Source organism: Methylobacterium sp. FF17 (assembly GCF_025813715.1).
In the GTDB taxonomy this organism is placed as follows: Bacteria; Pseudomonadota; Alphaproteobacteria; order Rhizobiales; family Beijerinckiaceae; genus Methylobacterium; species Methylobacterium flocculans.
On sequence record NZ_CP107532.1, the window covers coordinates 1036446 to 1058050 of the forward strand.

Genomic DNA, 21605 nt, shown 5'->3' on the forward strand with positions numbered 1-21605 from the left:
CCTGGCGGAAGGCCCCGGGGAAGCGCCTTACTCGGCGGCTTCCTGGACCGGCACGACGGTGACGAAGGCGCGGCCGCGCTTCGTCTCGAAGAGCACGCGGCCGGCGGCCTTGGCAAACAGGGTGTGGTCCGTGCCGATGCCGACATTGGTGCCGGGGTGCCACTTGGTGCCGCGCTGGCGCACGATGATGTTGCCCGGAATGACGGCTTCCGAACCGAACTTCTTCACGCCGAGGCGCTGGCCGGCGGAATCGCGGCCGTTGCGGGACGAGCCGCCTGCTTTTTTATGGGCCATGGGGAGCTACTCCGAAGTCTTGATCTCAGGGCGGATCGTCAGGCGCTGATGCCGGTGATGCGGACCACCGTGTGGTGCTGGCGGTGGCCCCGCTTGCGGCGGGAGTTCTGACGGCGGCGCTTCTTGAAGGCGATGACCTTCGCGTCGCGGCCGTGGCTGACGATCTCGCCGGTGACGCTGATGCCCGAGAGCAGCGGCGCGCCGACCTGGGTGGCGCCTTCGCCGTTCGTGAACAGGAGCACGTCACCGAAGGTGACGGCCGAACCGGCCTCGCCCTCGAGGGTGGCGATCGTGATGGTGTCGTTGGCGGCAACGCGATACTGCTTGCCGCCCGTCTTGATGACTGCGAACATCGTTCTCTCTTCGTGTTCTCTGCCGGCCTCCGGCGCGCCTCGCGGCGAATCCTGGACCGTCTTCTTGTTCAGGTCATCCGCGACACCGGATCGAGCCGAGCGCGAACGCGAAACGCGCGGACTTCGTCGAGGAAGCCGCGCGAGAGGCGGTGGATAGTCGGTGACGGGGTGATTTGTCAATGCGGGCGGGCCTCGCCCGAGCGATCACCAAGCCCCCCCTAGCGCCTCAGGATGTCTGGCCAGGCGATCTCTGGCCGGAAAGAACGGCGTCGACGATGGCCGGATCGCGGTCGATGATCGCCAGCAGGATCTTGGCTGCCCCATCGGGCTGGTTGCGGCCCTGATCCCAGTTCTGGACGGTATCGAGTTCGAAGCCGAACCGCAGGGCGAATTCGCTCTGAGACAGGTTCAGCCGCGCCCGGACCGCCTTCGTGCTGACCTCCGGCAGACGCAGTTCCAGCGCCTCAACGGCAAGTTCGGCGAACCGGGTCACCAGTTCCTCCACCCGAGGGGCTACCATCTGCACGGCCACGACCTCGCCCTGGACCAAGCTCCGCAGGAAGCCATGCGCCCGCCGAAGGGATACTCCGTGCTCCGTCATCAGGCGCGCCGCATCGACGGGGCGCACGATCTCACCCGTCGCCCGAAGGCGATAGCGGGTGGGGAAACCGGAAGGCTCGCTGGATGCGGCCCTGGGCACGTCCCGTCGTCCGAGTGCTTCCCTCAACGACAACGCCTTGGACATCGGCCTCCCCCATTAGCTTGCGGGCGATCGCGTTCAGGCCGGTGCGGCCCAATGCCCCCGGCCGGAGGCCCTGGACGTGGGCAGCCTCGATCCACAGCCAGCCGTCGCGGACACTGACGTGGCCCAGGAAATCGATCCGGCCGACGGGCGTCGTGATCGCCACAAGCATGATCTCGCGTTCGACGTCCGAGACCTCGATCGTCAGTTTATCGAGAGACCACATATACGCGATCCGCGCACAGAAGAGAAGGCGCGCCCGGCGCCCTACCGCTTGGTCAGCCCACCCAGCACGTTGCGCAGGATCGCGTTGCCCACTTCGGTCCCGACCTTGCGCGCCATCGAGCGGGCGGCGTTGCCGAGCACCTGCTCGGCGAGGCCCGGGGCCGGCCGGCGGCCGCCCTTGCCGGCGGGCTTGGTGCCGAGGACCCCGCCGAGCCAGCCGCCGAGCATCCCGCCCAGGCCGCCCTCGGCACCCTCGGGTCCCGCTGCCTTGAGCCCCTTGCGGGCCGCCAGCATCTCGTAGGCGCTCTCGTTGTCGACGGATTGGTCGTACTTGCCGCGCACCGGGCTCTGGGCGATCAGCGCGGCGCGCTCGGCCGGGGTGATCGGGCCGACGCGTCCCTGCGGCGGGGCGATCAGGACGCGCTCCACAACCGACGGGGTGCCCTTGGCCTCCAGGAAGCTGACCAGGGCCTCGCCGACCCCGAGTTCGGTGATCGCCTCGGCGACGTCGAAGCCGGGATTCTGACGAAACGTCTCGGCGGCGGCCTTCACGGCGCGCTGGTCGCGGGGGGTGAAGGCGCGCAGGGCATGCTGCACTCGGTTGCCGAGCTGGCCCAGCACCGATTCCGGCACGTCGAGGGGGTTCTGCGTCACGAAGTAGACGCCGACGCCCTTCGAGCGGATCAGGCGCACCACCTGCTCCACCGCCTCCAGGAGGGCCTTCGGCGCATCGTCGAACAGCAGGTGCGCCTCGTCGAAGAAGAACACCAGCTTGGGCTTGTCGAGGTCGCCGACCTCGGGCAGCTGCTCGAACAGTTCCGAGAGCATCCAGAGCAGGAACGAGGCGTAGAGCCGGGGCCGCTGCATCAGCTTGTCGGCGGCCAGGATGTTGACGATGCCCCGGCCCTCGCGGTCGACCCGCATGAAGTCGTTGAGGTCCAGCGCCGGTTCGCCGAAGAACCGGTCCGCGCCCTGGTTCTCCAGCATCAGGAGCTGGCGCTGGATCGCACCGACGGAGGCCGCCGAGACGTTGCCGTACTGGCCCGAGACCGCCTTCAGGTTCTCGGTCAGGTAGAGGAGCAATGCGCGCAGATCCTTGAGGTCGAGGACCGGCCATTGGTTGTCGTCCGCGACCCGGAAGGCGATGTTGAGCACGCCCTCCTGGGTGTCGTTGAGCTCGAGCAGGCGCGCGAGCAGCAGCGGCCCCATCTCGATGACCGTGCAGCGGATCGGGTGGCCCTGGTCGCCGAAGAGATCCCAGAACACCGTGGGGAAGCGGTCGGGCTCGTAGGGGATGCCCAGCTCCTCGGCGCGCTCGACGAAGACCGGCTTCGATTCGCCCGCCGCCGCCAGGCCTGAGAGGTCGCCCTTGATGTCGGCGGCGAAGACCGGCACCCCGGCATTGGAGAAGCCCTCCGCCATCACCTGCAGGGTCACCGTCTTGCCGGTGCCGGTGGCACCCGCCACGAGCCCGTGGCGGTTGGCGAGCCGGAGGGTCAGGCCCTCGGGCTTGAGGGTTCCGTCTCGGAGCGGAGCCTTGCCGACCAGGATCGTGCCGTCGTCCCGCATGAGCGTCCGCTCCCCCTGCCCGTCGAAGCGCAGCGGCATCGACCTGCAGCGTTATGGCGTCCGGCGCGGCATTTTCCAACGCTCGCGTTCCCGCCCTTGATTTCGCGTCGGCGAGGCCGGAAGGACTAGCTCCCGACCGTGCTGGAGCTGTTACGAGATGGAAGAGTTGATCGCCCGCGTCACGACCCGGACCGGCCTCGATGCCGCGACGGCCCAGACCGCCATCGGCCACATCCTGGCCTTCCTCCAGAAGGAGGGACCGGCCACCGAGGTCAGCCAGCTGCTCGCCGCCCTGCCGGGCTCCGAGACGGCGATCGCCGAGTCCAATGCCGGCGAGGGCGGCGGCGGCCTGATGGGCATGCTCGGCGGCATGATGGGCGGCGGCGTCATGGCGCTCGGCCAGAAGCTGATGGGCGCCGGCGTGCCGATGGGCCAGATGCAGCCGCTCGGCCAGGAACTCTTCGCCTATGGCCGCGAGAAGGCCGGCGAGGACGTGATGGGCCCGATCGTCGGTTCGATCCCCGGCCTGAATCAGTTCGTCTGAGTTTTCGAAGGCCCGATCCTTCGGCGACTACCCATCGGGCGGCCGCCGGAGGAGCGATGCGAAGGCCACGCAAGCCCCTCGGAATCCACGCGATTCCGTGTCATAAAAGCGTGCGCGCTTCGTGATGTTGTGACCTCCCGTAGGCACGAGGCCGGGGGCTCCAGCGGGAGCCCGCCTCGCGGTCCCGACAGGGCGGATTGGACGATGGTCCCGAACTTCGCGCGTGATGCCTCGACGGCGTGGCTGAATGGCTGGGAGGCGCACGTGAACGCGCCCTTCGCCCGGCTGAAGCAGAAGACCGCCGGCGCGGGGTTCGCCGGACTGCCGGGCTTCAACCCGCGCGGCCTGTTGCTGCCGCCCGGCGCCGCGCCGATCCGGTTCAAGCCCCGGCTGAAGAAGCCGCTCGCCGCGCCCGGCCTCGCCCCGAGCCTCGGCCGGATCGGAGCACTGGAGGTCCGGCTCGCCACCTCGGTCGCCGAGATCCGCCGGGCGCAGCGCCTGCGCTACCGGGTGTTCTACGAGGAGATGTCGGCGGTCCCGAGCGGTCTGGCGATGCTGTCGCGCCGGGATGTCGACGATTACGATGCGGTCTGCGACCACCTCCTCGTCATCGACCACGCCGCCGTCGACGCCAAGAGCTTCCCGGGTCGGCCCGCCCGCCCGAAGGTGGTGGGCACCTACCGCCTGCTGCGCCAGGAAGCGGCGGACCGGAACTTCGGGTTCTACACGGCGGGCGAGTACGACATCGCCCCGCTGATCGCCGCCAATCCCGGCGCGCGGCTGCTCGAACTCGGGCGCTCCTGCGTGCTCAAGCCCTACCGGACCAAGCGGACGGTGGAACTGCTCTGGGCCGGCATCTGGGCCTATGTCCAGCATCACCGCATCGACGCCATGCTGGGCTGCGCCAGCCTGGAGGGGACCGACCCGGAGCGCCTCGCCGTTCCCTTGAGCTTCCTGCACCACCACGCCCGCGCCTCGGAGGGCTGGTGCGCCCGCGCCCTGCCCGAACGCTACGTCGCCATGGACCGCCTCGCCCGCGAGGCCGTGGACCCGAAGGCGGCGCTGCAGGCCCTGCCGCCGCTGATCAAGGGCTATCTCCGGGTCGGCGCCACCTTCGGCGACGGGGCCGTGGTGGACCGCCAGTTCGGCACCACCGACGTCTTCGTGGTGCTGCCGGTCCCGGCCATCGCGGCGCGCTACCGCGACCATTTCGGGCCGGCGGCGAACCGGCAAGCGGCCTGAGCGGACCTCAGTCCCGCGCATCCGTCACGAGGGCGGCTAGGCCCTCGCGATAGGTCGGGTAGGCGAGCGTCACGCCGAGTTCCTCCCGGATGAGGCGGTTCCGCACCCGCTTGTTCTCGCCGTAGAAGCTGCGGGCCATCGGGCTGAGGTCGGCGGTTTCGAAATCCACCTCCGGCGGAAGCGGCAGCCCGGCGAGCTTGGCGGCGTATTCCGTCACCACCTGCGGCGGGGTCGGCGCGTCGTCGGTGACGTTGTAGGTCGCGCCCCCGCGCGGCCGCGCGATGGAGGCGAGCAGCGTGGTGGCGATGTCGTCCACGTGGATGCGGTTGAAGACCTGGCCCGGCTTGATGATGCGCTGCGACTTGCCCTCGCGCAGCTTCACGATCGGGTTGCGACCCGGCCCGTAGATGCCCGACAGCCGGAACACCTGCACCGCCTTGCCCGTCTCGGCCCCGAGCGACAGCCAATCGGTCTCGACGGACAGGCGCCCGCGCGAACGCGCGCTCACCGGCACCGGGGTCGTCCCCTCGTCGATCCAGGCGCCCTCGTGGTCGCCGTAGACGCCGATGGTCGAGAGATAGCCGATCCAGCGGATGCGGCTGGTCGCGATGGCGTCGCGGTAGCGGGCGAGCACCGTGTCGCCGTCGCGCCCCGGCGGCGCCGAGACGAGGAGGATGTCGCTGTCGGCGAGGTCCGCGGCGATGCGCGGGTCGTCGCTTTCCGGACCGAAGGCCCGCAGGTCGGCGAGATCGCTCGGGCCGGCGCGCGCGGGATCGGTGACGGTGGCGCGAACCTGCCCGAACCGGCCGCGTGCGCGCTCGACGAAGTGGCGCGCGGTGAAGCCGAGGCCGAAGACGAAGAGGTTCATGAAGAGGGCTGTCCTGTCGTCCCGGGGGTGACGCCGAGGGCGAGGTGCCACTCGGCCCGCACCGCCGCGTCGGTTTCGCCCAAACCCCGGGCGTTGAAAAGGGTGCGCAGCCGGGCCGGCGGCACGAGGCGGCCGAGGGCCCAGACCGCCATGCCGCGCACCAGGGCGGCGGAATCGGACAGACCGTCCTCGGCCAGGCCGGCCAGCGCGGCATCGCCCGAATTGCCGATGGCGATGAACACGTTGCGCAGGAAGCGGTCGCGACCCGTCCGCTTGATCGGCGTGCCGGCGAAGCGCGTGCGGAACGCCGCATCGTCGAGGCGCGCGAACTCGGCGAGCGGGGGTGCGGCGAGATCCGCTTGCGCCGCCATCCGCCCCTCACCGGCCCGCACCGCGAACTTGTTCCAGGGACAGACCGCGAGGCAATCGTCGCAGCCGAAGATGCGGTTGCCGATGGCGGAGCGGAATTCCGGCGCGATCGGCCCGGCATGCTCGATGGTCAGGTAGGCGATGCAGCGGCGCGCATCGAGGCGGTAGGGCGCCGGAAAGGCGTCGGTCGGGCAGATGTCGAGGCAGCGCCGGCACGAGCCGCAATGGTCGGCCTCGGGCGCGTCGGGCACGAGGTCGGCCGAGGTGTAGATCGCCCCGAGCAGGAGCCAGTTTCCGGCCTCGCGGGAGATCAGCACCGTGTGCTTGCCCTGCCAGCCGAGGCCGGCGGCGGCGGCGAGCGGCTTCTCCATCACCGGGGCGGTATCCACGAACACCTTCACGCGCACGTCGCCCTTCGCGGAGAGGTAGCCGCCGAGTTCCTTCAGCTTGCCCTTGACCACCTCGTGATAGTCGCGCCGCTGGGCGTAGGCCGCGATGGCGCCCCGGTCGCGCTGCCCGAGCACGACCCGGGGATCGACCTCGGGTCCGTAATTCATGCCGAGCACGATGATGCTGCGGACGCCGGACCAGAGGGTGGCGGGGTCGGCACGCTGGTCGGCCCGCTCCCGCATCCAGTCCATGGAGCCGTGATGGCCCGCGTCGAGCCAGGCGGGCAGGCGCTCGCGCAGTTCCGGGACGGCATCGGGACGGGTAACGCGGATCGATTCGAAGCCGAGGTGGCGGGCCCGCGCTTCGACGGCTTGGCGCAGCGCATCGCCGGCCAGGATTTTTCGCGGGGCCTTGATGTTCTGGAGAGCCTTGGTGTTCTGGAGAGCCTTGGTGTTCTGCGATTCGTTCAGAAATCCAGATTCGCGTAGTGGTCGGCCGGGGCCATGCCCGGCACCCGGTCCGCCAGCAGGGTGCGGAAGGACGGGCGCGACTTCACGCGCGCGTACCAGTCCCTCGCCGTCTCGTCCTCGTCCCATGGCACGTCGCCGAGATAATCCACGCAGGAGAGGTGGGCCGCCGCCGCCAGATCCGCATAGGTCAGATGGTCGCCCGCCAGCCATTTCCGGCGGGACATGAGGTAGCCGATATACTTCATGTGGTAGCGCACGTTGATGCGCGCGGCGCGAATGGCATTCATGTCCGGCGGACCGCCGCCGTTGGCGCTGTTCATGAAGCGTTTCGAGATCTTCTCGGTGACGAGGTAGTCCGTCACCTCCGCGTCGAACTTCACCAGGAACCAGTCGAGCAGGCGGCGCACCTCGACCCGCGCGGCGGTGGTCTCCGGCAGGAGGCGCCGGCCGCTCAGGCCCAGCCCCCGGGTCTCGTCGAGGTATTCCGCGATGATGCCGGCGCCCGGCACCGCCAAGCCGGTCTGCTCCACCAGCACCGGCGTGGTTCCGGCCGGGTTGATCAGCAGGAAGGCCTCGCGCCGGTCCCAGGCCCGCTCCTCCATCAGCGTCGGCTCCATGCCCATCTCGGACAGGACGAGACGGATGAAGCGGGAGTGCGGGCAGAAGGGTGAATGGTAAAGCGTCGCCATCGAGGCCGTTTCGAACGGGGGAAATACGCCGGGGACGATTCGCGTCGTCGCCCCGCTGGGATGGTCGGCAGGACAAGCCCTATCGCCCGATCATTGCCGCCTCATTAACACGAGCGCGGCGAACGCGATAACCGTCCGTCAACCTTGACGGATCAGGCTTGATCCGCGAGGTCGAAGCCGCCGGGGCGAACCACCGGCGCCGTCCGCATGGCCGGGCGAGCCTTTCGAGACGATCCCAACCGTAGAGGCGATGAGATGATGGATGCGATGAGCATCACGAAAGCGGTCGTGCTCGCGGTGGTGGAAGGGGCGACCGAGTTCATCCCGGTCTCGTCCACCGGGCACCAGCTCCTCGTCGGCCACTTCATCGGCTTTCAATCGCCCAACAACACCTTCGAGGTTCTGATCCAGCTCGGCGCGATCCTCGCCATCCTGACGGTGTATTTCCGCCGGCTGCTCGGCATCGCGCTGGCGCTCCCCAACGACCCGAAGGCCCGCCGCTTCGTGGCCGGAATCCTCCTGGCGTTCCTGCCGGCGGCGATCATCGGCGGCATCTTCTCGAAATACATCAAGTTCTATCTCTTCAACCCCTGGATCGTCTGCGCCACGCTGGTGGCGGGAGGCCTCGTCCTCCTCGTCCTCGACGACACCGAGCTCGACGTGAAGAAGCGCGACGTCTTCGACTTCACCCTGCCGATGGACCTGCGGATCGGCCTGTTCCAGTGCCTGGCGATGATCCCCGGCGTCTCGCGCTCGGGCGCCACCATCGTGGGCGCGATGCTGATGGGGGCCGACAAGCGCTCCGCCACCGAGTTCTCGTTCTACCTCGCGATTCCCACCATGGCGGGCGCCTTCGCGAAGGACCTGCTCGACAATTACAAGAACCTTTCGCCGGACGACACCGGCCTGATCGTGATCGGCTTCTTCGTGGCCTTCATCTCGGCCTTCATCGTGGTCCGCACGGTGCTCGACTACGTGGCCTCCCACGGCTTCCGGCTGTTCGCCTGGTGGCGCATCATCGTCGGCTCGCTGGGCTTTGCCGGCCTCATCATCTTCGGCTGAGCCATCCGGCCCCCCACCCCGAAGGGATATAAAATACAGCGTGGCCGGGCGATTGCCTCCGCGCGCCACGCCGTGCAAGGGCTTTGCGCAATCACCGTTGGGTCAGCCCGGCGGAAAAGTTCAATGCGGAGGCCCGCCCCGATGGAAGACCGTCCCCTCGCCGACCTGTTTCCGCCCGCGACCCGCGAGCGCTGGCTCGGCCTCGTCGAGGGCGTTCTGAAGGGCGGCGACTTCGAGAAGCGGCTGGTCTCGAAGACCGCCGACGGCATCCGCGTCGAACCCCTCTACGAGGCGGCCGCCCCCGTGGCGCAGCCGGTGCGGGCGCCGGGCCCGTGGCGGGTGTCCCAGCGGGTCGACCACCCGGAGGGCGAGACGGCGAGCGCCCTGGCCCTGGCGGACCTCCAGGGCGGCGCCGACGCGCTCACCCTGGTCTTCGCCGGCGCCCCCGCCGCACGTGGCCACGGCCTGAACCCGGCCGACGCGGCGGCGCTCGACGCGGCCCTCGGCAACGTGATGCTGCCGCTGATCGCCACCCGCCTCGATGCGGGCGCGCGCGGGATCGAGGCCGCCCAGCTCATCCGCGACGTGGTCGAGGCGCGCGGCGAGACGCTCAAGGGTCTCGACCTCGATCTCGGCCTCGACCCGATCGGCGTGCTGGCCGCCACCGGCAGCCTCGCGGAGGATCACGGCGCGCAGATCGCCCGCACCCTCGCGGCGTTCGACGCCGAGGGCTTCACCGGCCGCGCCTGCCTCGCCGATGGCCGGCCCTATCACGAGGCGGGCGCCAGCGAGGCGACCGAACTCGCCGCCGTGCTGGCTACGGCGGTCGCCTACCTGCGCGCGCTGGAGGCCGGCGGCCACGATCTCGCCCGTGCCCGCGACGCGGTGGCCGTGCTCCTCACGGCGGATGCCGACGAGTTCCTGACCATCGCCAAGTTCCGCGCCATGCGCCGGCTCTGGGCCCGGGTTGAATCGGCCTGCGGGCTTCCGCCGGCACCGCTGCGCCTCCATGCCGAGACCGCGTGGCGGATGATGACCCGGCGCGACCCCTTCGTGAATATCCTGCGGACCTCGATGGCGGCCTGCTCGGCCGGCCTCGGCGGGGCCGATTCGGTCACCGCCCTGCCCTACACGGCCGCACTCGGCCTCGCGGACGCGTTCGCCCGCCGGGTGGTGCGCAACAGCCAGATCGTCCTGATCGAGGAATCGAACCTCGCCCGCGTGGCCGATCCGGCGGCGGGGGCCGGCAGCTTCGAGACCCTGACCGAGAAGCTGACCGAGGCGGCCTGGGCCGCGTTCCAGGAGATCGAGCGCGAGGGCGGCATCGTCGCCAGCCTCCGGACGGGCGCGATCCAGGGGCGGATCGCCGCCACCCGTGCGGCGCGCGCCAGGGCCGTCGCCACCCGCCGGGAGGCACTGACCGGCGCCAGCGAGTTCCCCTACCTCGCCGAGAGGCCCGTGACGGTCCTCGACGTCCCGGCCGTGACGGCGCCCCCCTCGGCCGGCTTCGGCGCAGGCACCGCGCTGACCTGCGAGCCCCTCACCACGCTTCGCCTTGCCGAGCCCTACGAGGCGCTGCGCGACACCTCGGACGCGGTCCTGGCCGCGACGGGCCGGCGGCCGTCGGTGTTCCTCGCCAATCTCGGCCCCGTCGCGGCCTTCAACGCGCGCTCGACCTTCGCCGCCAATGCCTTTGCGGCCGGCGGCATCGAGGCCGTGAACCAGGACGGGTTCTCGGATCCCGCGGCCCTCGCCGAGGCGTTCCGGGCCTCCGGCGCCCGCATCGCCTGCCTGTGCTCATCGGACGCGATCTACGCCACCCATGCGGTGGAGGCCGCCCGGGCCCTGAAGGCTGCGGGCGTGACGACGCTCTATCTCGCCGGCAAACCCGGCGACCTCGCCGATGCCCTAGGCGCGGCGGGCGTGGATGCCTGTCTGCACGCGGGCGGCGATGTCCTCGCGCTGCTGCAGGGAGCGCTCGCGCACGCGACGGCCGCGTAGGGCTGCAACCGATCGGCCCTCCGTTCGTTCACGGCCAAGTCGAGACACAGCACGAACGGAACGCCATGCGACGCGCAGCCCTTGCGGTGACCACCTTCGTCCTTCTGACCGCCTCCCTCGGCAGCGCCGACGCCGCCAAGAAGAAGGTCCAGGTTCCGAACCGCTACGATGGCACCTGGAGCATCGAAGTGGTCACCCTCGAAGGCCCCTGCGACCGGGCCTACCGCTACGGCGTCCAGATCCGCCGGGGCGAGGCGAGCTATGCCGGGGGCGAGTTCAACATCCGTGGCCGGGTCTCGCAGGCCGGGGCGGTACGCGCCGTGATCTCGCGCGGCGACGATGCCGCCGACGTGGTCGGCAGCCTCGGGCGCCAGGGGACCGGCAACGGCACTTGGCGGACCACCGGCCTGATCGGGTGCAGCGGTCGCTGGAACGCCGAGCGCCGGAGCTGAGCCCCGCCTGTGGTGGACGTGCCACAACCCGGCACGGATCACCGCCGGGACCCGGCCTCGCGACGCTCTGCCCTTCTCCGGACGAAATCCGCAGGGAATACTGACGGCGAATCGAACTCGATTTCGCACGGGATGCCCCACGATGAAGGCTTTGCTGATCGGCGCATTCGTCATGACCTTGGGCCTCGGCGGCGTGGCGGACGCCGCCGGTCGCAACCCGGGCAAGCCGCACGCGGTGATGTCGCCCCTGGAAACAGCCGCGACGGATTGCTTCGCCGAGACCGTCCTGTCGAACCCCGCCGCTACGCGCCACGCCCGCGCGGGGCGCTGGTACGAGGCGGCCAGCGTTACGGGCTTCCTGTGTCGGCCGGAGGTCGACGCGATGGTCCAGGCCCATGACCGCCTCTATGGGCGCGGCACCGGTGTCCGCTACTTCCAGACCGCCTATACCCGCCATCTCGGCCAGCACCTCGCCGAGCGTTTGCAACCAATGCTGGAGCGCACGGCCATGGCCAGCGCCGAGCCGCCGGCGGACAAGGGCGAGATCCACGAATCGGACAAGCCGGCCGAATAGCCATTCGGCAAGCCGAACAGTTGTGTTAACCGACATCCGCTAACTATAGGGTTGCAGATCCGGCGCGGATGGAGGCGTTCCTGACGGTTTTGGCGCGTTCCCAGCCGGATCCCGCACGTTCAGGGGTGCCGGCGCCCTCGGTTGCCATGCCCGAGGCACCGGCTGGATCACGATCGCCGCAGAGCCGGCCCACCCGCCTCGGCCTGTCCCTCGCCGTCGTCGAGCTTGCCCATCGCGTCGTGCATGCCGCCGACCTTCGGCGCGTGGACGACGCTGTCACGATCGCCGCCCTACGGGCCGAGGTCGCCGCGCAGGCCGCGCAGATCCGCTCCCAGTCCAAGGCGCTCGTCCAGGCGAGGACCACCTTCGACGAAGCGATGACGGCCGCCGGGATCGGCCTCTGGGAATGCGACCTGCCCTGCGAGACCCTCCGCTGGAGCGAACCGGTCTTCGACCTGTTCGAGTTCCCGCGCGGCAAGGTTCCGGACCGGTCGGTCACCCTGGCCTGTTACCCGGAGGAGGCGCGCCGGAGACTGATCGAGATCCGGGCGGATGCCCTCGCCTGCCAGTCGACCTTCAGCCTCGACACCGAGATCGTCGGCCGCAAGGGCACCCATCGCTGGATCCGCATCACCGCCACGGTCGAACGCCGTGGCGGCGTCCCCGTGCGCCTCTTCGGCCTGAAGCAGGATATCACCGAGGAGAAGCTGCGGTCCGACCGCACCCGTTACCTGGCGGAATACGATTTCCTCACCGGCCTGGCCAATCGGGCCCATTTTCAGTCGCACCTCGCATCCCTGCCGGAAACGGGGACGCTGCTGCTCATCGATCTCGACGGCTTCAAGGCGATCAACGACGCACATGGGCATGCGGCCGGCGATGTCTGCCTGAAGGAAGCGGCGCGGCGCCTCGCCGTGGCGTGTCACGGCGCCGACCTGATCGCCCGAATCGGCGGGGATGAATTCGCCGTGCTGGTGATGAACGACCCGGATGGCAGCCGCGCCGAGACGTTCGGCCAGCGGATCGTCACCACGATGCGCGCGCCCGTGCTGGACGGGACCGCAAGCCATGGCTTCGGCGCTTCCGTGGGGATGGCGCGGGCCCGGCATTTCGCACCGGCGGACCTGGTCCTGAAGGCGGACGAAGCCCTGTATGCCGCCAAGGCCGCGGGTCGCGGCAGGGTCCGGGTTGCCGTGCCGGATCGATCCTTCGCCAGCGTTGGCGAACATCACGGCGGAATCTGACCGCCATTTGCGCAACGCAACGAAGCGCCGCGAAGACGCTCTCGATCCGCGCAGATTGACCGTGACCGGGCGACATCGTTCTCGAAGCCATGACCATCGATGTGCCGCGGTCCGCGTGAGCCGAACGACGTCGCCGAGCCTGCTTCGGCGGATACAAGGGGCGTTGTGCGGAAGACCGCCCTGCGGAGGCGTCAGACCCGATCCGTTCGATCCCTGCGGGATGGCGGCTTTGGGGGACGGCGCCAGGACATCCATGCGGGCCCGGCTCCTGGCCGCCGGCGGCGACAGCGCTCTGGCCCCGGACGAGACCTCGGCGCGCCTGCGCGACCAGAGGCACGATCTCACCGTGGCGGCGCGCCAACGCGTGGGCTCGGGCCGGTCGGCGAACCCGACCGGACGGCGGGCCGTGTCCGGTATCAAACTCCAGATCCGTTCACATAAGTGAGCACTGACTCCGGAGAACGGCTATACCGTTCAGGTTCCGGATGTTCTGCCCTCGCAGCTCGCGTCGTCCGGCCCAGACATGCGGCTCCGTTGATCCGCATTCGGACGTCATCGGAGCTCGTGAATGCTTGGCTGGTTCAAGGCCCTGATGCCGAGAGAGGATGGTTTCTTCAATCTGTTCGCACGACATTCACGAACGCTCGTGGCCGCCGCCGAAGCCCTGCAGGGTGTCCTGGAAGGCGTCGAGGCCGTACCGCGCCATTGCCAGATCATCGTCGATCGTGAGCACGAGGCCGATGCCATCACCGCCGAGGTTCTGCTCGCGGCACGCCGGACCTCCGCCGTACGTTGGAGCGTTGCCAGCAGCATCGTCGTTGCCTGGGTGTTGACACTACCGGCGGCCGGACTCGTCGCGGCGACCTGTTACGGCCTCACCACCCTGATCCGCTGAAAGGTCGAACCCCGCCCGTGCCGTCCGCCAAGATCACGCCCAAGAAGGATGCGGCCAAGAAGGATACGGCCAAGGCTCCAGGGTCCAAGGTCCATGGGACGAAGCCGCAAGGTGCCAGACCACCGAGAGCCAAACCTCACGTCTTCCTCGTCGCGGTAAAGCGCCGGCGCGAGGCGCTGCGCGTCTACGCCGTGCAGAGCCCCTCCGAGGCCGTGGCGCTCGCCATCGTGGAGGCCGCGAGCGCGGAGGATGCGAGCGTCGAGCCGGTGGGTCGGCTCTCGAAGAAGTTGGCGCGCCCGCTCAAGCTCCTGACGGGCGAGCCGCACCCGATCTGAGGCGGCTCATACTCAATCCGATTGATCCCCTCGGGATGGGGGATTTGGGCTTCGCTCAGACGCCGCGCAGGCTGATCTGCTTCGGCGTCCGCTTCGATCAAGCGGCAGCCGGATCAATCGTCCATCTTCAAGGCGGCGATGAAGGCCTCCTGCGGGATCTCGACCTTGCCGAACTGGCGCATCTTCTTCTTGCCCTCCTTCTGCTTGTCGAGGAGCTTGCGCTTGCGCGAGATGTCGCCGCCGTAGCACTTGGCCGTCACGTCCTTGGACAGGGCCTTGATGGTCTCGCGGGCGATGATCTTGCCGCCCAGGGCCGCCTGGACCGGGATCTGGAACAGGTGACGCGGGATCAGGTCCTTCAGCTTCTCGCACATGGCCCGGCCGCGATGCTCGGCGCGGGTGCGGTGGACCAGCATCGAGAGGGCGTCGACCGGCTCGGCGTTGACGAGGATCGACATCTTCACGAGGTCGCCCTCTCGGTAGTCCGAGATGTGATAGTCGAACGAGGCGTAGCCCTTGGAGATCGACTTCAGGCGGTCGTAGAAATCGAACACCACCTCGTTGAGCGGCAGGTCGTAGACCACCATGGCGCGCTTGCCGACGTAGTTCAGGTCGACCTGGGTGCCGCGCCGGTCCTGGCAGAGCTTCAGCACGCCGCCGAGATACTCGTCGGGCGTGAGGATGGTGGCGCGAATCCACGGCTCCTCGATGGCCGTGATCTTCATCACGTCCGGCATGTCGGCCGGGTTGTGCAGTTCCTTGATGGTGCCGTCCGTCATCTGCAGGCGGTAGACCACGGACGGGGCCGTTGAGATGAGGTCGAGGTTGAACTCGCGCTCCAGGCGCTCCTGGATGATCTCGAGGTGGAGCAGCCCGAGGAAGCCGCAGCGGAAGCCGAAGCCGAGCGCGGCCGACGTCTCCATTTCGTAGGAGAACGACGCGTCATTGAGCCGGAGCTTGCTCATGGCGCTGCGCAGGGTCTCGAATTCGGCCGCATCCACGGGGAAGAGCCCGCAGAACACCACCGACTGCACGTCCTTGAAGCCCGGCAGCATCTCCTTGCAGGGGCGCTTGTCCTCGGTGAGGGTGTCGCCGACGCGGGTGTCGGCGACCTCCTTGATCGAGCCGGTGAAGAAGCCGACCTCGCCGGGCCCGAGTTCGCCGATATCCGCCATCTTGGGGCGGAAGACGCCGATCTTGTCGACGCCGTGCACGGCGTCGGCCCGCATCATGCGGATGTTCATGCCCTTCTTGAGCACGCCGTCGACGATGCGCACCAGCACGACGACGCCGAGATAGACGTCGTACCAGCTGTCCACCAGCAACGCCTTGAGGGGCGCGTCGCGGTCGCCCTTGGGCGGCGGCAGGCGCGTCACGATGGCTTCCAGCACCGCCTCGATGTTGAGGCCGCTCTTGGCCGAGATCGCCACCGCCTCGGAGGCGTCGATGCCGATCACCTCCTCGATCTGGGCGCGGATGCGCTCGGGTTCGGCCGCCGGCAGGTCGATCTTGTTGAGGACGGGCACGATCTCGTGGTTGGCGTCGAGGGCCTGGTAGACGTTGGCGAGCGTCTGCGCCTCGACGCCCTGGGAGGCATCGACCACCAGCAGCGAGCCCTCGCAGGCGGCGAGCGAGCGCGACACCTCGTAGGCGAAATCGACGTGGCCGGGCGTGTCCATCAGGTTGAGGACGTAATCCTTGCCGTCCTCGGCCTTATATTCGAGGCGCACGGTCTGCGCCTTGATGGTGATGCCGCGTTCCTTCTCGATGTCCATCGAGTCGAGCATCTGCTCGCTCATGTCGCGCAGCGCCACCGTGCCGGTGGTCTGGATCAGCCGGTCGGCCAGGGTCGACTTGCCGTGGTCGATATGCGCGACGATGGAGAAGTTGCGGATGTTGTCGATGGGGGTCGTGGTCATCGAGGATGCGATCTCCGGCGCGCGCGGCCCGTCGTCTGAGGACGAACCCGGCGCACGGTCTTAAGGGGCTGAAAAACTGGAACGCCGCAGATAGCAGTGCGGCCTGTCTACGCCAAGCGTGGGACGGGACCGGCGACGCTCTGCCCCGAGCCCGATCGATCCCGGCGGATCGGGAGCGGTCGGGGTCGCGTTGCATCGTCCAGGCGAAACGCTATGTTCTCCAAAACTCAATCTTGTTGAACGCGGGACCTGCGCATGTCCAAGAGCAACGCGGTTTCGGAGTCCGGCGGTCCGGCTGGCACCGCTCCGGGCACGGCGGCCGAGCGCATCGAGGCCGTCATGCGCAAGGCAGCGGGCGAGGGACTGACGCGGGCCAAGGACGGCCGCATCACCGGGCGCGTCAGTGCAGCGTTGATCGCTGCTGCGAAGGTGCGGACCGGGCTGCAGTCGGACACCGAACTGGTGGCGTTCGCGCTGGCGAACGTGGCGCTGGAGGACAACTTCGCCCGCGCCTTTCGCGATGCGAAGGGAACCGTCGACCCCGATATCGACCTCTGCGTCTGAGATGGGTTTCAGCTTCGAGGCCGCCGAGCGGGTCCGGAGGCACGATCCACGGCGAACCCTCGGCCGGCGACCGGACAAGCTGCTGCCGTTCCTCGGTGAGGACATCTCGGCGGGGGGCGGCCTGCTGCTCGATACCTGCTGCTACATCGACCAGATGAAGGCGGCTGCACCCGAGGTGGTGGAACGCCTCTTGGATATCCGGATCGTCAACCACTCCATGGTTGCCGTTCAGGAACTCATGGTGGCCGTCGGCGCACTGCATCCCGACGATCCGCGAAGCCAGGGCGTCATCGCGTCGATCGAATGCATCGTACGGGCGATGCCCTCGCATCGCCTCTTCGAGCCCGACTCCGACGTCCTCGGCCGGGCCGCCGTCTATGCCGGGATCATCGGGCGGACGCAGGGCTATGCCCGCGACGACAGGATGAAGGCCCTGCACGACTGCGTGCTGTTCCTTCAGGCGGAAAAGCTCGGCCTGACCCTGCTCACCGCCAACGCCGCCGAGTTCGATGTCCTGCTGCAGATGCGGCCGAGCGGGCGAGTCCTCCTCTACCGCCCCGTGCTCGCGCGACGCACCGCCTGAACCTGCCCGGCCGCGCCCTCAGTCCGGCTCCGACCGCGCCCGCGCCGCCATCGCCACCAGCACCTTGCGCAGGGCACCCATCTCGCGCACCGGCTCGGGGTAGAGCACCCGCGCGGTCCGATCGCCGGTGAGCAGGTCCATGCCCTCCGGGTCGAGGCCGGTGAGACGCCAGGGGCCGGGCTCGGCCCCCGCCGCCACGGCGTAGAGCGCCAGTGCGTCGGCGTGGTCGGCGTTCATGTGCTCGACGGCGCCGGCCTCGCCCGCCACCAGGGTCTCGGCGCCGGCCAGGTCCAGGCGCAGCTCGGCGGCCGTCAGCACGGCGGCCTTGGCAAAGCCTCCGTTGAGGTGTCCAGCCGTCGGCTCCAGGGCGAAGAAACCGAAATCGGGAAAATCCGCGTAGAGCTTGGCCTTCGGATGCCGGGCGAGGAAGCGCGCGCGGGCACGCGGCTCGGTGGTCCGCGCCACGCGCCCCGTCACGGTCAGGCGCGGATGGGCCAGCGGGTCGCCCTTGCCGCCGGCGCTGAACAGCAGCGAGGCGCGCGGGTCGGCGAGCAGGTTGCGGGTGTGGGCCGAGAGCCGCGAGAGCAGCATCAGCGGCGTGCCGTCCGCGTCGGTGGCGATGGTCACCAGCGAGACGAAGGGGGTGCCGTCCTCCGGGTCGAGGGTGGCCAGCGCCCCGGAGCGGATCGTGCGCAGGAGGTGGCGCGCCAGGCCGATCGCGTCGAACGGCGCCTCCGCCGCCGGCAGCGGCACCGCCGGCCCGCGCCGCTCCGGCCCGGAATTGGTCTCGGCCTCACCCATGAACGTCTCCCCCTCGGCGCTTCCTGCGCGGCGCTCAGGCCGCGTTCAGCGAGGAGATCATAGCGAGGAAACGGGGCTCAGCACGAGGGCGCGGGAGTGCGGCCCGTTCGCCTCAGTCAAGCGCCAAACGGACAAACGCGCGACGTCGCTCGCTTTTATCGCACATTGGGATTACAGAGCCTGACTCTCCGCGCGAACGCGGCCCGTTCTCCGGCACGGCCGCCACCGCGTTTTTGCCGCTCCCCGGCCCGCCATCCCCAACGGCGAACCGGGGTGGGATGCGGAGGGGTGGGCGCCATCAGACGTCCGCCGAGCCGCCTTCCGAGCAACAGGATACGCGCATGCCGACCATCGCCCTCGTGGACGACGACCGAAACATCCTCACCTCCGTCTCGATCGCGCTGGAGACGGAAGGCTACCGCATCCAGACCTACACAGACGGCGCCTCGGCGCTGGACGGCCTGAAGCATTCCCCGCCCGATCTCGCGATCTTCGACATCAAGATGCCGCGCATGGACGGGATGGAGCTTCTCAGGCGTCTGCGGCAGAAATCCGACCTTCCGGTGATCTTCCTGACCTCGAAGGACGAGGAGATCGACGAGTTGTTCGGCCTCAAGATGGGCGCGGACGACTTCATCCATAAGCCGTTCTCGCAGCGCCTGCTGGTCGAGCGCGTGAAGGCGGTGCTGCGCCGCTTCGCCCCGAAGGACGGCCCCGGTGCGGCCGCCCGCGAGGCGGATGCCGCCGCCCGCTCTCTGGAGCGCGGCCTGCTGATGATGGACCCCGAGCGCCACACCTGCACCTGGAAGGGCGAGCCCGTGACCCTGACGGTGACGGAATTCCTGATCCTGCAGGCGCTCGCCCACCGCCCCGGCGTCGTGAAGAGCCGCAACGCCCTGATGGACGCGGCCTACGACGACCAGGTCTACGTGGACGACCGCACCATCGACAGCCACATCAAGCGGCTGCGCAAGAAGTTCAAGGTCACCGACACCAACTTCGACATGATCGAGACGCTCTACGGCGTCGGCTACCGCTTCAAGGAAGGCTAGGGCTGCGCCCCTCGCCGCCGCCTGCGTTTCCCTTCACACCCGGACGATCGTGGCCAGCACAGACCAAGCCGAGATTCCGCCGCGCGGCATGCTGAACTGGCCGCGTCAGATCTGGAATGGAATCGGCCAGCGCGCCTCGTCGAGCCTGACGCGGCGCATCGTCGTCCTCAATCTCGTCGGGCTCATCGCCCTGCTGTTCGGCTTCCTCTACCTGAACCAGTTCCGGCAGGGGCTGATCCAGGCGCGGGTGCAGAGCCTGCTGATCCAGGGCGAGATCATCGCGGGCGCCATCGCGTCCTCGGCCTCCGTCGAGACCGACGCGATCCGGATCGACCCGGACCAGCTCCTCCAGCTTCAGGCCGGCGAGGGCGAGGACAAGCCCTCCCCCCTCACCTTCTCCCTCAACCCCGAGCGGGTGGCGCCCCTCCTGCGCCGCCTGATCACGCCCACCGGCAACCGCGCCCGCATCTACGACCAGGATGGCGGCCTCCTGTTCGACACCCGCACCCTCTCGGCGCGGGGCGAGATGAACCGGAGCGACCCGGACGTCCGGCCGCGCAAGCGCACCGTCCTGGAGCAGATCTGGGATTTCGTGCAGGCGCGGTTCGGCGGACGGGCGGACGCGCCCGGCGCCGCGGAGGAGGTCGGCCCGGCGAGCGGGCACGGCCTCAAGGAAGTGCAGGTCGCGCTCGGCGGCGCACGCGGCACCATCGTACGCCGCAACCCGGCCGGTGAAACCATCGTCTCCGTGGCGGTGCCGATCCAGCGCGGCAATTCCGTGCGCGGCGCCCTGATGCTGTCGACGCAAGGGGGCGACATCGACCGGGTCATCGCCTCGGAGCGGTTCGGCCTGCTCCAGGTCTTCCTCATCGCCGCCGCCGTGATGCTGGTCCTGTCGATCCTGCTCGCCGGCGCCATCGCGGGCCCGGTGCGGCGCCTCGCGGATGCCGCCGAGAAGGTGCGGCTCGGCATCAAGTCCCGCGAGGAGATCCCGGACTTCACGGGCCGTACCGACGAGATCGGCCATCTCTCGGGAGCGCTCCGGGACATGACCCAGGCCCTCTATCGCCGCATCGACGCCATCGAGAGCTTCGCGGCCGATGTCAGTCACGAATTGAAGAACCCGCTGACGTCGCTCCGCAGCGCCGTCGAGACGCTGCCGCTGGCGAAATCCGATGATTCGCGGAGCCGGCTGCTGGCCATCATCCAGCACGACGTGAAGCGCCTCGACCGGCTGATCTCGGACATCTCCGACGCCTCGCGCCTCGACGCCGAACTCGCCCGCGCCGAGGCCCGGCGCGTCGACATGCGCAAGCTCATGACCACGGTGGTCTCGGTCGCCAACGAGCGCCGGCGCGCCAAGGATGCGCCGATCCAGTTCGACGTGGACACGGCCGCCGGCGAGGTGGACGCGCCCTTCACGATCTTCGGCCATGACAGCCGGCTCGGGCAGGTGGTGAACAACCTCCTCGACAATGCCCGCTCGTTCTCGCCCCCCGACGCCAAGGTGCGGGTCGCCCTGCGGCGGGTGCGCAACGATGTCGAACTCATCGTGGAGGACGAGGGCCCCGGCATTCCGGAGCATGCTCTGGAGCGGATCTTCGAGCGCTTCTACACCGACCGTCCGGAGCAGGGCTTCGGCCAGAATTCCGGCCTCGGGCTCTCGATCTCGCGCCAGATCGTCCAGGCCCATCGCGGCACGATCCGGGCCGAGAACCGGCCCGGCCCGGCGGACGAGGAGGGTGAGCCGACCGTGCGCGGCGCCCGCTTCATCGTGCGCCTGCCGGCGGCTCGCTAGACCGGCCCGTGTCCGCCCCGGCACGCGACGCGATCTGGATCCACGCCAGCTGCATCGCCATCGCGGGGGCCGGCATCCTGATCCGTGGGGCCTCGGGCGCCGGCAAATCGACGCTGGCGCTCCTCATCCTCGACCGGGCCGCCCTGACGGATCGTTCGGCCGGGCTCGTCGGGGACGACCGCATCGGGCTGACCCGCCTCGGCGACACCATCCTCGCTCGACCGCATCCGGCGCTGGGCGCGCGCATCGAGGTGCGGGGGGTCGGCCTCCTCGAGGCGACCGCCGCCTCCGGCTCGGCGCCCCTCCGCCTCGTGGTCGATCTGGTGGCTGCGCGGCCCCGCCTGCCCGACGCCCCGATGACGGGGATAGACCTCCTCGGGCTCCCCCTACCCGGGCTCACGCTCGATCCCGCGACCCTTCGGTCCGGCCTCGCCCCGCGCCTCGTCCTCGACGCGCTGGCGGCGTGTCAGGGCGTGACAGGCGGGACGGATGGTTCGGTCCTGAGGTTTCCGAAGCCGTCGGAACCGTAGCGCCGGGGCCACCACCGTGGCATGATCATGACGTTCGGGC

The 21605-nt window shown here is 69.5% G+C and carries 25 protein-coding genes and 1 pseudogene; 16 read left to right on the forward strand and 10 right to left on the reverse strand.

Annotated features, from left to right (window positions below; translation table 11 throughout):
• Positions 1-27: 27 nt before the first annotated feature.
• The 5 genes from rpmA to OF380_RS04720 form a co-directional block, all read right to left on the reverse strand.
• The gene (rpmA, locus tag OF380_RS04700; protein ID WP_056466480.1) at positions 28-294 is read right to left on the reverse strand and encodes a 50S ribosomal protein L27; all 267 of its coding nucleotides are present in this window, start codon (positions 292-294) and stop codon (positions 28-30) included.
• A gap of 38 nt (positions 295-332) precedes the next feature.
• Complete coding sequence (gene rplU, locus OF380_RS04705; RefSeq protein WP_055947814.1) at positions 333-647, reverse strand: 50S ribosomal protein L21; 315 nt, start codon at positions 645-647, stop codon at positions 333-335.
• Between the two features lie 226 nt (positions 648-873).
• On the reverse strand, positions 874-1140 hold the full coding sequence (locus OF380_RS04710; protein WP_264049622.1) for a helix-turn-helix domain-containing protein: 267 nt from the start codon (positions 1138-1140) through the stop codon (positions 874-876).
• 139 nt (positions 1141-1279) lie between these two features.
• Complete coding sequence (locus OF380_RS04715) at positions 1280-1615, reverse strand: hypothetical protein (protein WP_264049623.1); 336 nt, start codon at positions 1613-1615, stop codon at positions 1280-1282.
• 41 nt (positions 1616-1656) lie between these two features.
• Positions 1657-3183 carry a DUF853 domain-containing protein gene (locus OF380_RS04720; RefSeq protein ID WP_264051189.1) on the reverse strand — a complete coding sequence of 509 codons (1527 nt, stop codon included), beginning with the start codon at positions 3181-3183 and terminating at the stop codon, positions 1657-1659.
• Positions 3184-3340: 157 nt separating this feature from the next.
• Here OF380_RS04720 and OF380_RS04725 point away from each other — a divergent pair, with 157 nt between their 5' ends.
• Together OF380_RS04725 and OF380_RS04730 are read left to right on the forward strand one after the other, a co-directional pair.
• Positions 3341-3727: a DUF2267 domain-containing protein gene (locus OF380_RS04725; RefSeq protein WP_264049624.1), complete on the forward strand. Its 387-nt coding sequence runs from the start codon at positions 3341-3343 to the stop codon at positions 3725-3727.
• A 204-nt stretch (positions 3728-3931) separates the two neighbouring features.
• Positions 3932-4969 (forward strand): GNAT family N-acetyltransferase, encoded by a 1038-nt coding sequence (locus tag OF380_RS04730; protein ID WP_264049625.1) that lies wholly within the window; start codon positions 3932-3934, stop codon positions 4967-4969.
• A gap of 7 nt (positions 4970-4976) precedes the next feature.
• Here OF380_RS04730 and OF380_RS04735 read toward each other — a convergent pair whose 3' ends face one another.
• Both OF380_RS04735 and queG read right to left on the reverse strand, forming a co-directional pair.
• Entirely contained in the window at positions 4977-5837 is an 861-nt protein-coding gene (locus OF380_RS04735) for an SDR family oxidoreductase (RefSeq protein ID WP_264049626.1), read from the reverse strand.
• Positions 5834-6928, reverse strand: a complete 1095-nt coding sequence (queG, locus tag OF380_RS04740) for a tRNA epoxyqueuosine(34) reductase QueG (RefSeq protein WP_264051191.1) — start codon at positions 6926-6928, stop codon at positions 5834-5836. The genes OF380_RS04735 and queG overlap by 4 nt, the downstream gene beginning before the upstream one ends.
• Between queG and OF380_RS04745 the strand changes: the two genes are divergently transcribed.
• Positions 6857-7084 (forward strand): hypothetical protein, encoded by a 228-nt coding sequence (locus tag OF380_RS04745; RefSeq protein ID WP_264051524.1) that lies wholly within the window; start codon positions 6857-6859, stop codon positions 7082-7084. The two genes, queG and OF380_RS04745, sit on opposite strands and share 72 nt — an antisense overlap.
• On the opposite strand, the gene OF380_RS04750 is transcribed toward OF380_RS04745, so the two are convergent.
• The gene (locus tag OF380_RS04750; protein WP_264049627.1) at positions 7063-7755 is read right to left on the reverse strand and encodes a glutathione S-transferase family protein; all 693 of its coding nucleotides are present in this window, start codon (positions 7753-7755) and stop codon (positions 7063-7065) included. The two genes, OF380_RS04745 and OF380_RS04750, sit on opposite strands and share 22 nt — an antisense overlap.
• Positions 7756-8013: 258 nt before the next feature.
• Here OF380_RS04750 and OF380_RS04755 point away from each other — a divergent pair, with 258 nt between their 5' ends.
• The 8 genes and pseudogenes from OF380_RS04755 to OF380_RS04790 all read left to right on the forward strand — a co-directional run bounded on the left by OF380_RS04755 (position 8014) and on the right by OF380_RS04790 (position 14318).
• Complete coding sequence (locus OF380_RS04755; protein WP_264051192.1) at positions 8014-8817, forward strand: undecaprenyl-diphosphate phosphatase; 804 nt, start codon at positions 8014-8016, stop codon at positions 8815-8817.
• Positions 8818-8958: 141 nt separating this feature from the next.
• Positions 8959-10818: a methylmalonyl-CoA mutase family protein gene (locus OF380_RS04760; RefSeq protein ID WP_264049628.1), complete on the forward strand. Its 1860-nt coding sequence runs from the start codon at positions 8959-8961 to the stop codon at positions 10816-10818.
• A gap of 65 nt (positions 10819-10883) precedes the next feature.
• Positions 10884-11270 carry a hypothetical protein gene (locus OF380_RS04765; RefSeq protein WP_264049629.1) on the forward strand — a complete coding sequence of 129 codons (387 nt, stop codon included), beginning with the start codon at positions 10884-10886 and terminating at the stop codon, positions 11268-11270.
• Between the two features lie 142 nt (positions 11271-11412).
• A complete protein-coding gene (locus tag OF380_RS04770; protein WP_404810537.1) occupies positions 11413-11844 on the forward strand; it encodes a hypothetical protein in 432 nt (143 codons plus the stop codon).
• A gap of 146 nt (positions 11845-11990) precedes the next feature.
• Positions 11991-13088, forward strand: a complete 1098-nt coding sequence (locus OF380_RS04775) for a sensor domain-containing diguanylate cyclase (protein WP_264049630.1) — start codon at positions 11991-11993, stop codon at positions 13086-13088.
• Positions 13089-13341: 253 nt separating this feature from the next.
• On the forward strand, positions 13342-13533 hold the full coding sequence (locus tag OF380_RS04780; RefSeq protein ID WP_264049631.1) for a hypothetical protein: 192 nt from the start codon (positions 13342-13344) through the stop codon (positions 13531-13533).
• Between the two features lie 123 nt (positions 13534-13656).
• Positions 13657-13869: pseudogene (locus OF380_RS04785) on the forward strand (DUF47 family protein); the annotation flags it as partial.
• Positions 13870-14000: 131 nt separating this feature from the next.
• The gene (locus OF380_RS04790; protein WP_264049632.1) at positions 14001-14318 is read left to right on the forward strand and encodes a hypothetical protein; all 318 of its coding nucleotides are present in this window, start codon (positions 14001-14003) and stop codon (positions 14316-14318) included.
• A gap of 113 nt (positions 14319-14431) precedes the next feature.
• On the opposite strand, the gene lepA is transcribed toward OF380_RS04790, so the two are convergent.
• A complete protein-coding gene (gene lepA / locus OF380_RS04795) occupies positions 14432-16237 on the reverse strand; it encodes a translation elongation factor 4 (RefSeq protein ID WP_055948858.1) in 1806 nt (601 codons plus the stop codon).
• Positions 16238-16492: 255 nt separating this feature from the next.
• Between lepA and OF380_RS04800 the strand changes: the two genes are divergently transcribed.
• Together OF380_RS04800 and OF380_RS04805 are read left to right on the forward strand one after the other, a co-directional pair.
• Positions 16493-16801: a hypothetical protein gene (locus OF380_RS04800; protein WP_264049633.1), complete on the forward strand. Its 309-nt coding sequence runs from the start codon at positions 16493-16495 to the stop codon at positions 16799-16801.
• 1 nt (position 16802) lies between these two features.
• The gene (locus tag OF380_RS04805) at positions 16803-17384 is read left to right on the forward strand and encodes a type II toxin-antitoxin system VapC family toxin (protein WP_264049634.1); all 582 of its coding nucleotides are present in this window, start codon (positions 16803-16805) and stop codon (positions 17382-17384) included.
• Between the two features lie 18 nt (positions 17385-17402).
• Here OF380_RS04805 and OF380_RS04810 read toward each other — a convergent pair whose 3' ends face one another.
• Positions 17403-18185 carry a HugZ family pyridoxamine 5'-phosphate oxidase gene (locus tag OF380_RS04810; protein ID WP_264049635.1) on the reverse strand — a complete coding sequence of 261 codons (783 nt, stop codon included), beginning with the start codon at positions 18183-18185 and terminating at the stop codon, positions 17403-17405.
• 341 nt (positions 18186-18526) lie between these two features.
• Between OF380_RS04810 and OF380_RS04815 the strand changes: the two genes are divergently transcribed.
• From OF380_RS04815 to OF380_RS04825, 3 genes are all read left to right on the forward strand, one after another.
• The gene (locus OF380_RS04815; protein WP_264049636.1) at positions 18527-19237 is read left to right on the forward strand and encodes a response regulator transcription factor; all 711 of its coding nucleotides are present in this window, start codon (positions 18527-18529) and stop codon (positions 19235-19237) included.
• 88 nt (positions 19238-19325) lie between these two features.
• A complete protein-coding gene (locus OF380_RS04820) occupies positions 19326-21035 on the forward strand; it encodes a sensor histidine kinase (RefSeq protein WP_264051194.1) in 1710 nt (569 codons plus the stop codon).
• Between the two features lie 8 nt (positions 21036-21043).
• Positions 21044-21565, forward strand: coding sequence for an HPr kinase/phosphorylase (locus tag OF380_RS04825; RefSeq protein WP_264049637.1), 522 nt, complete (start codon positions 21044-21046; stop codon positions 21563-21565).
• Positions 21566-21605 lie beyond the last annotated feature (40 nt).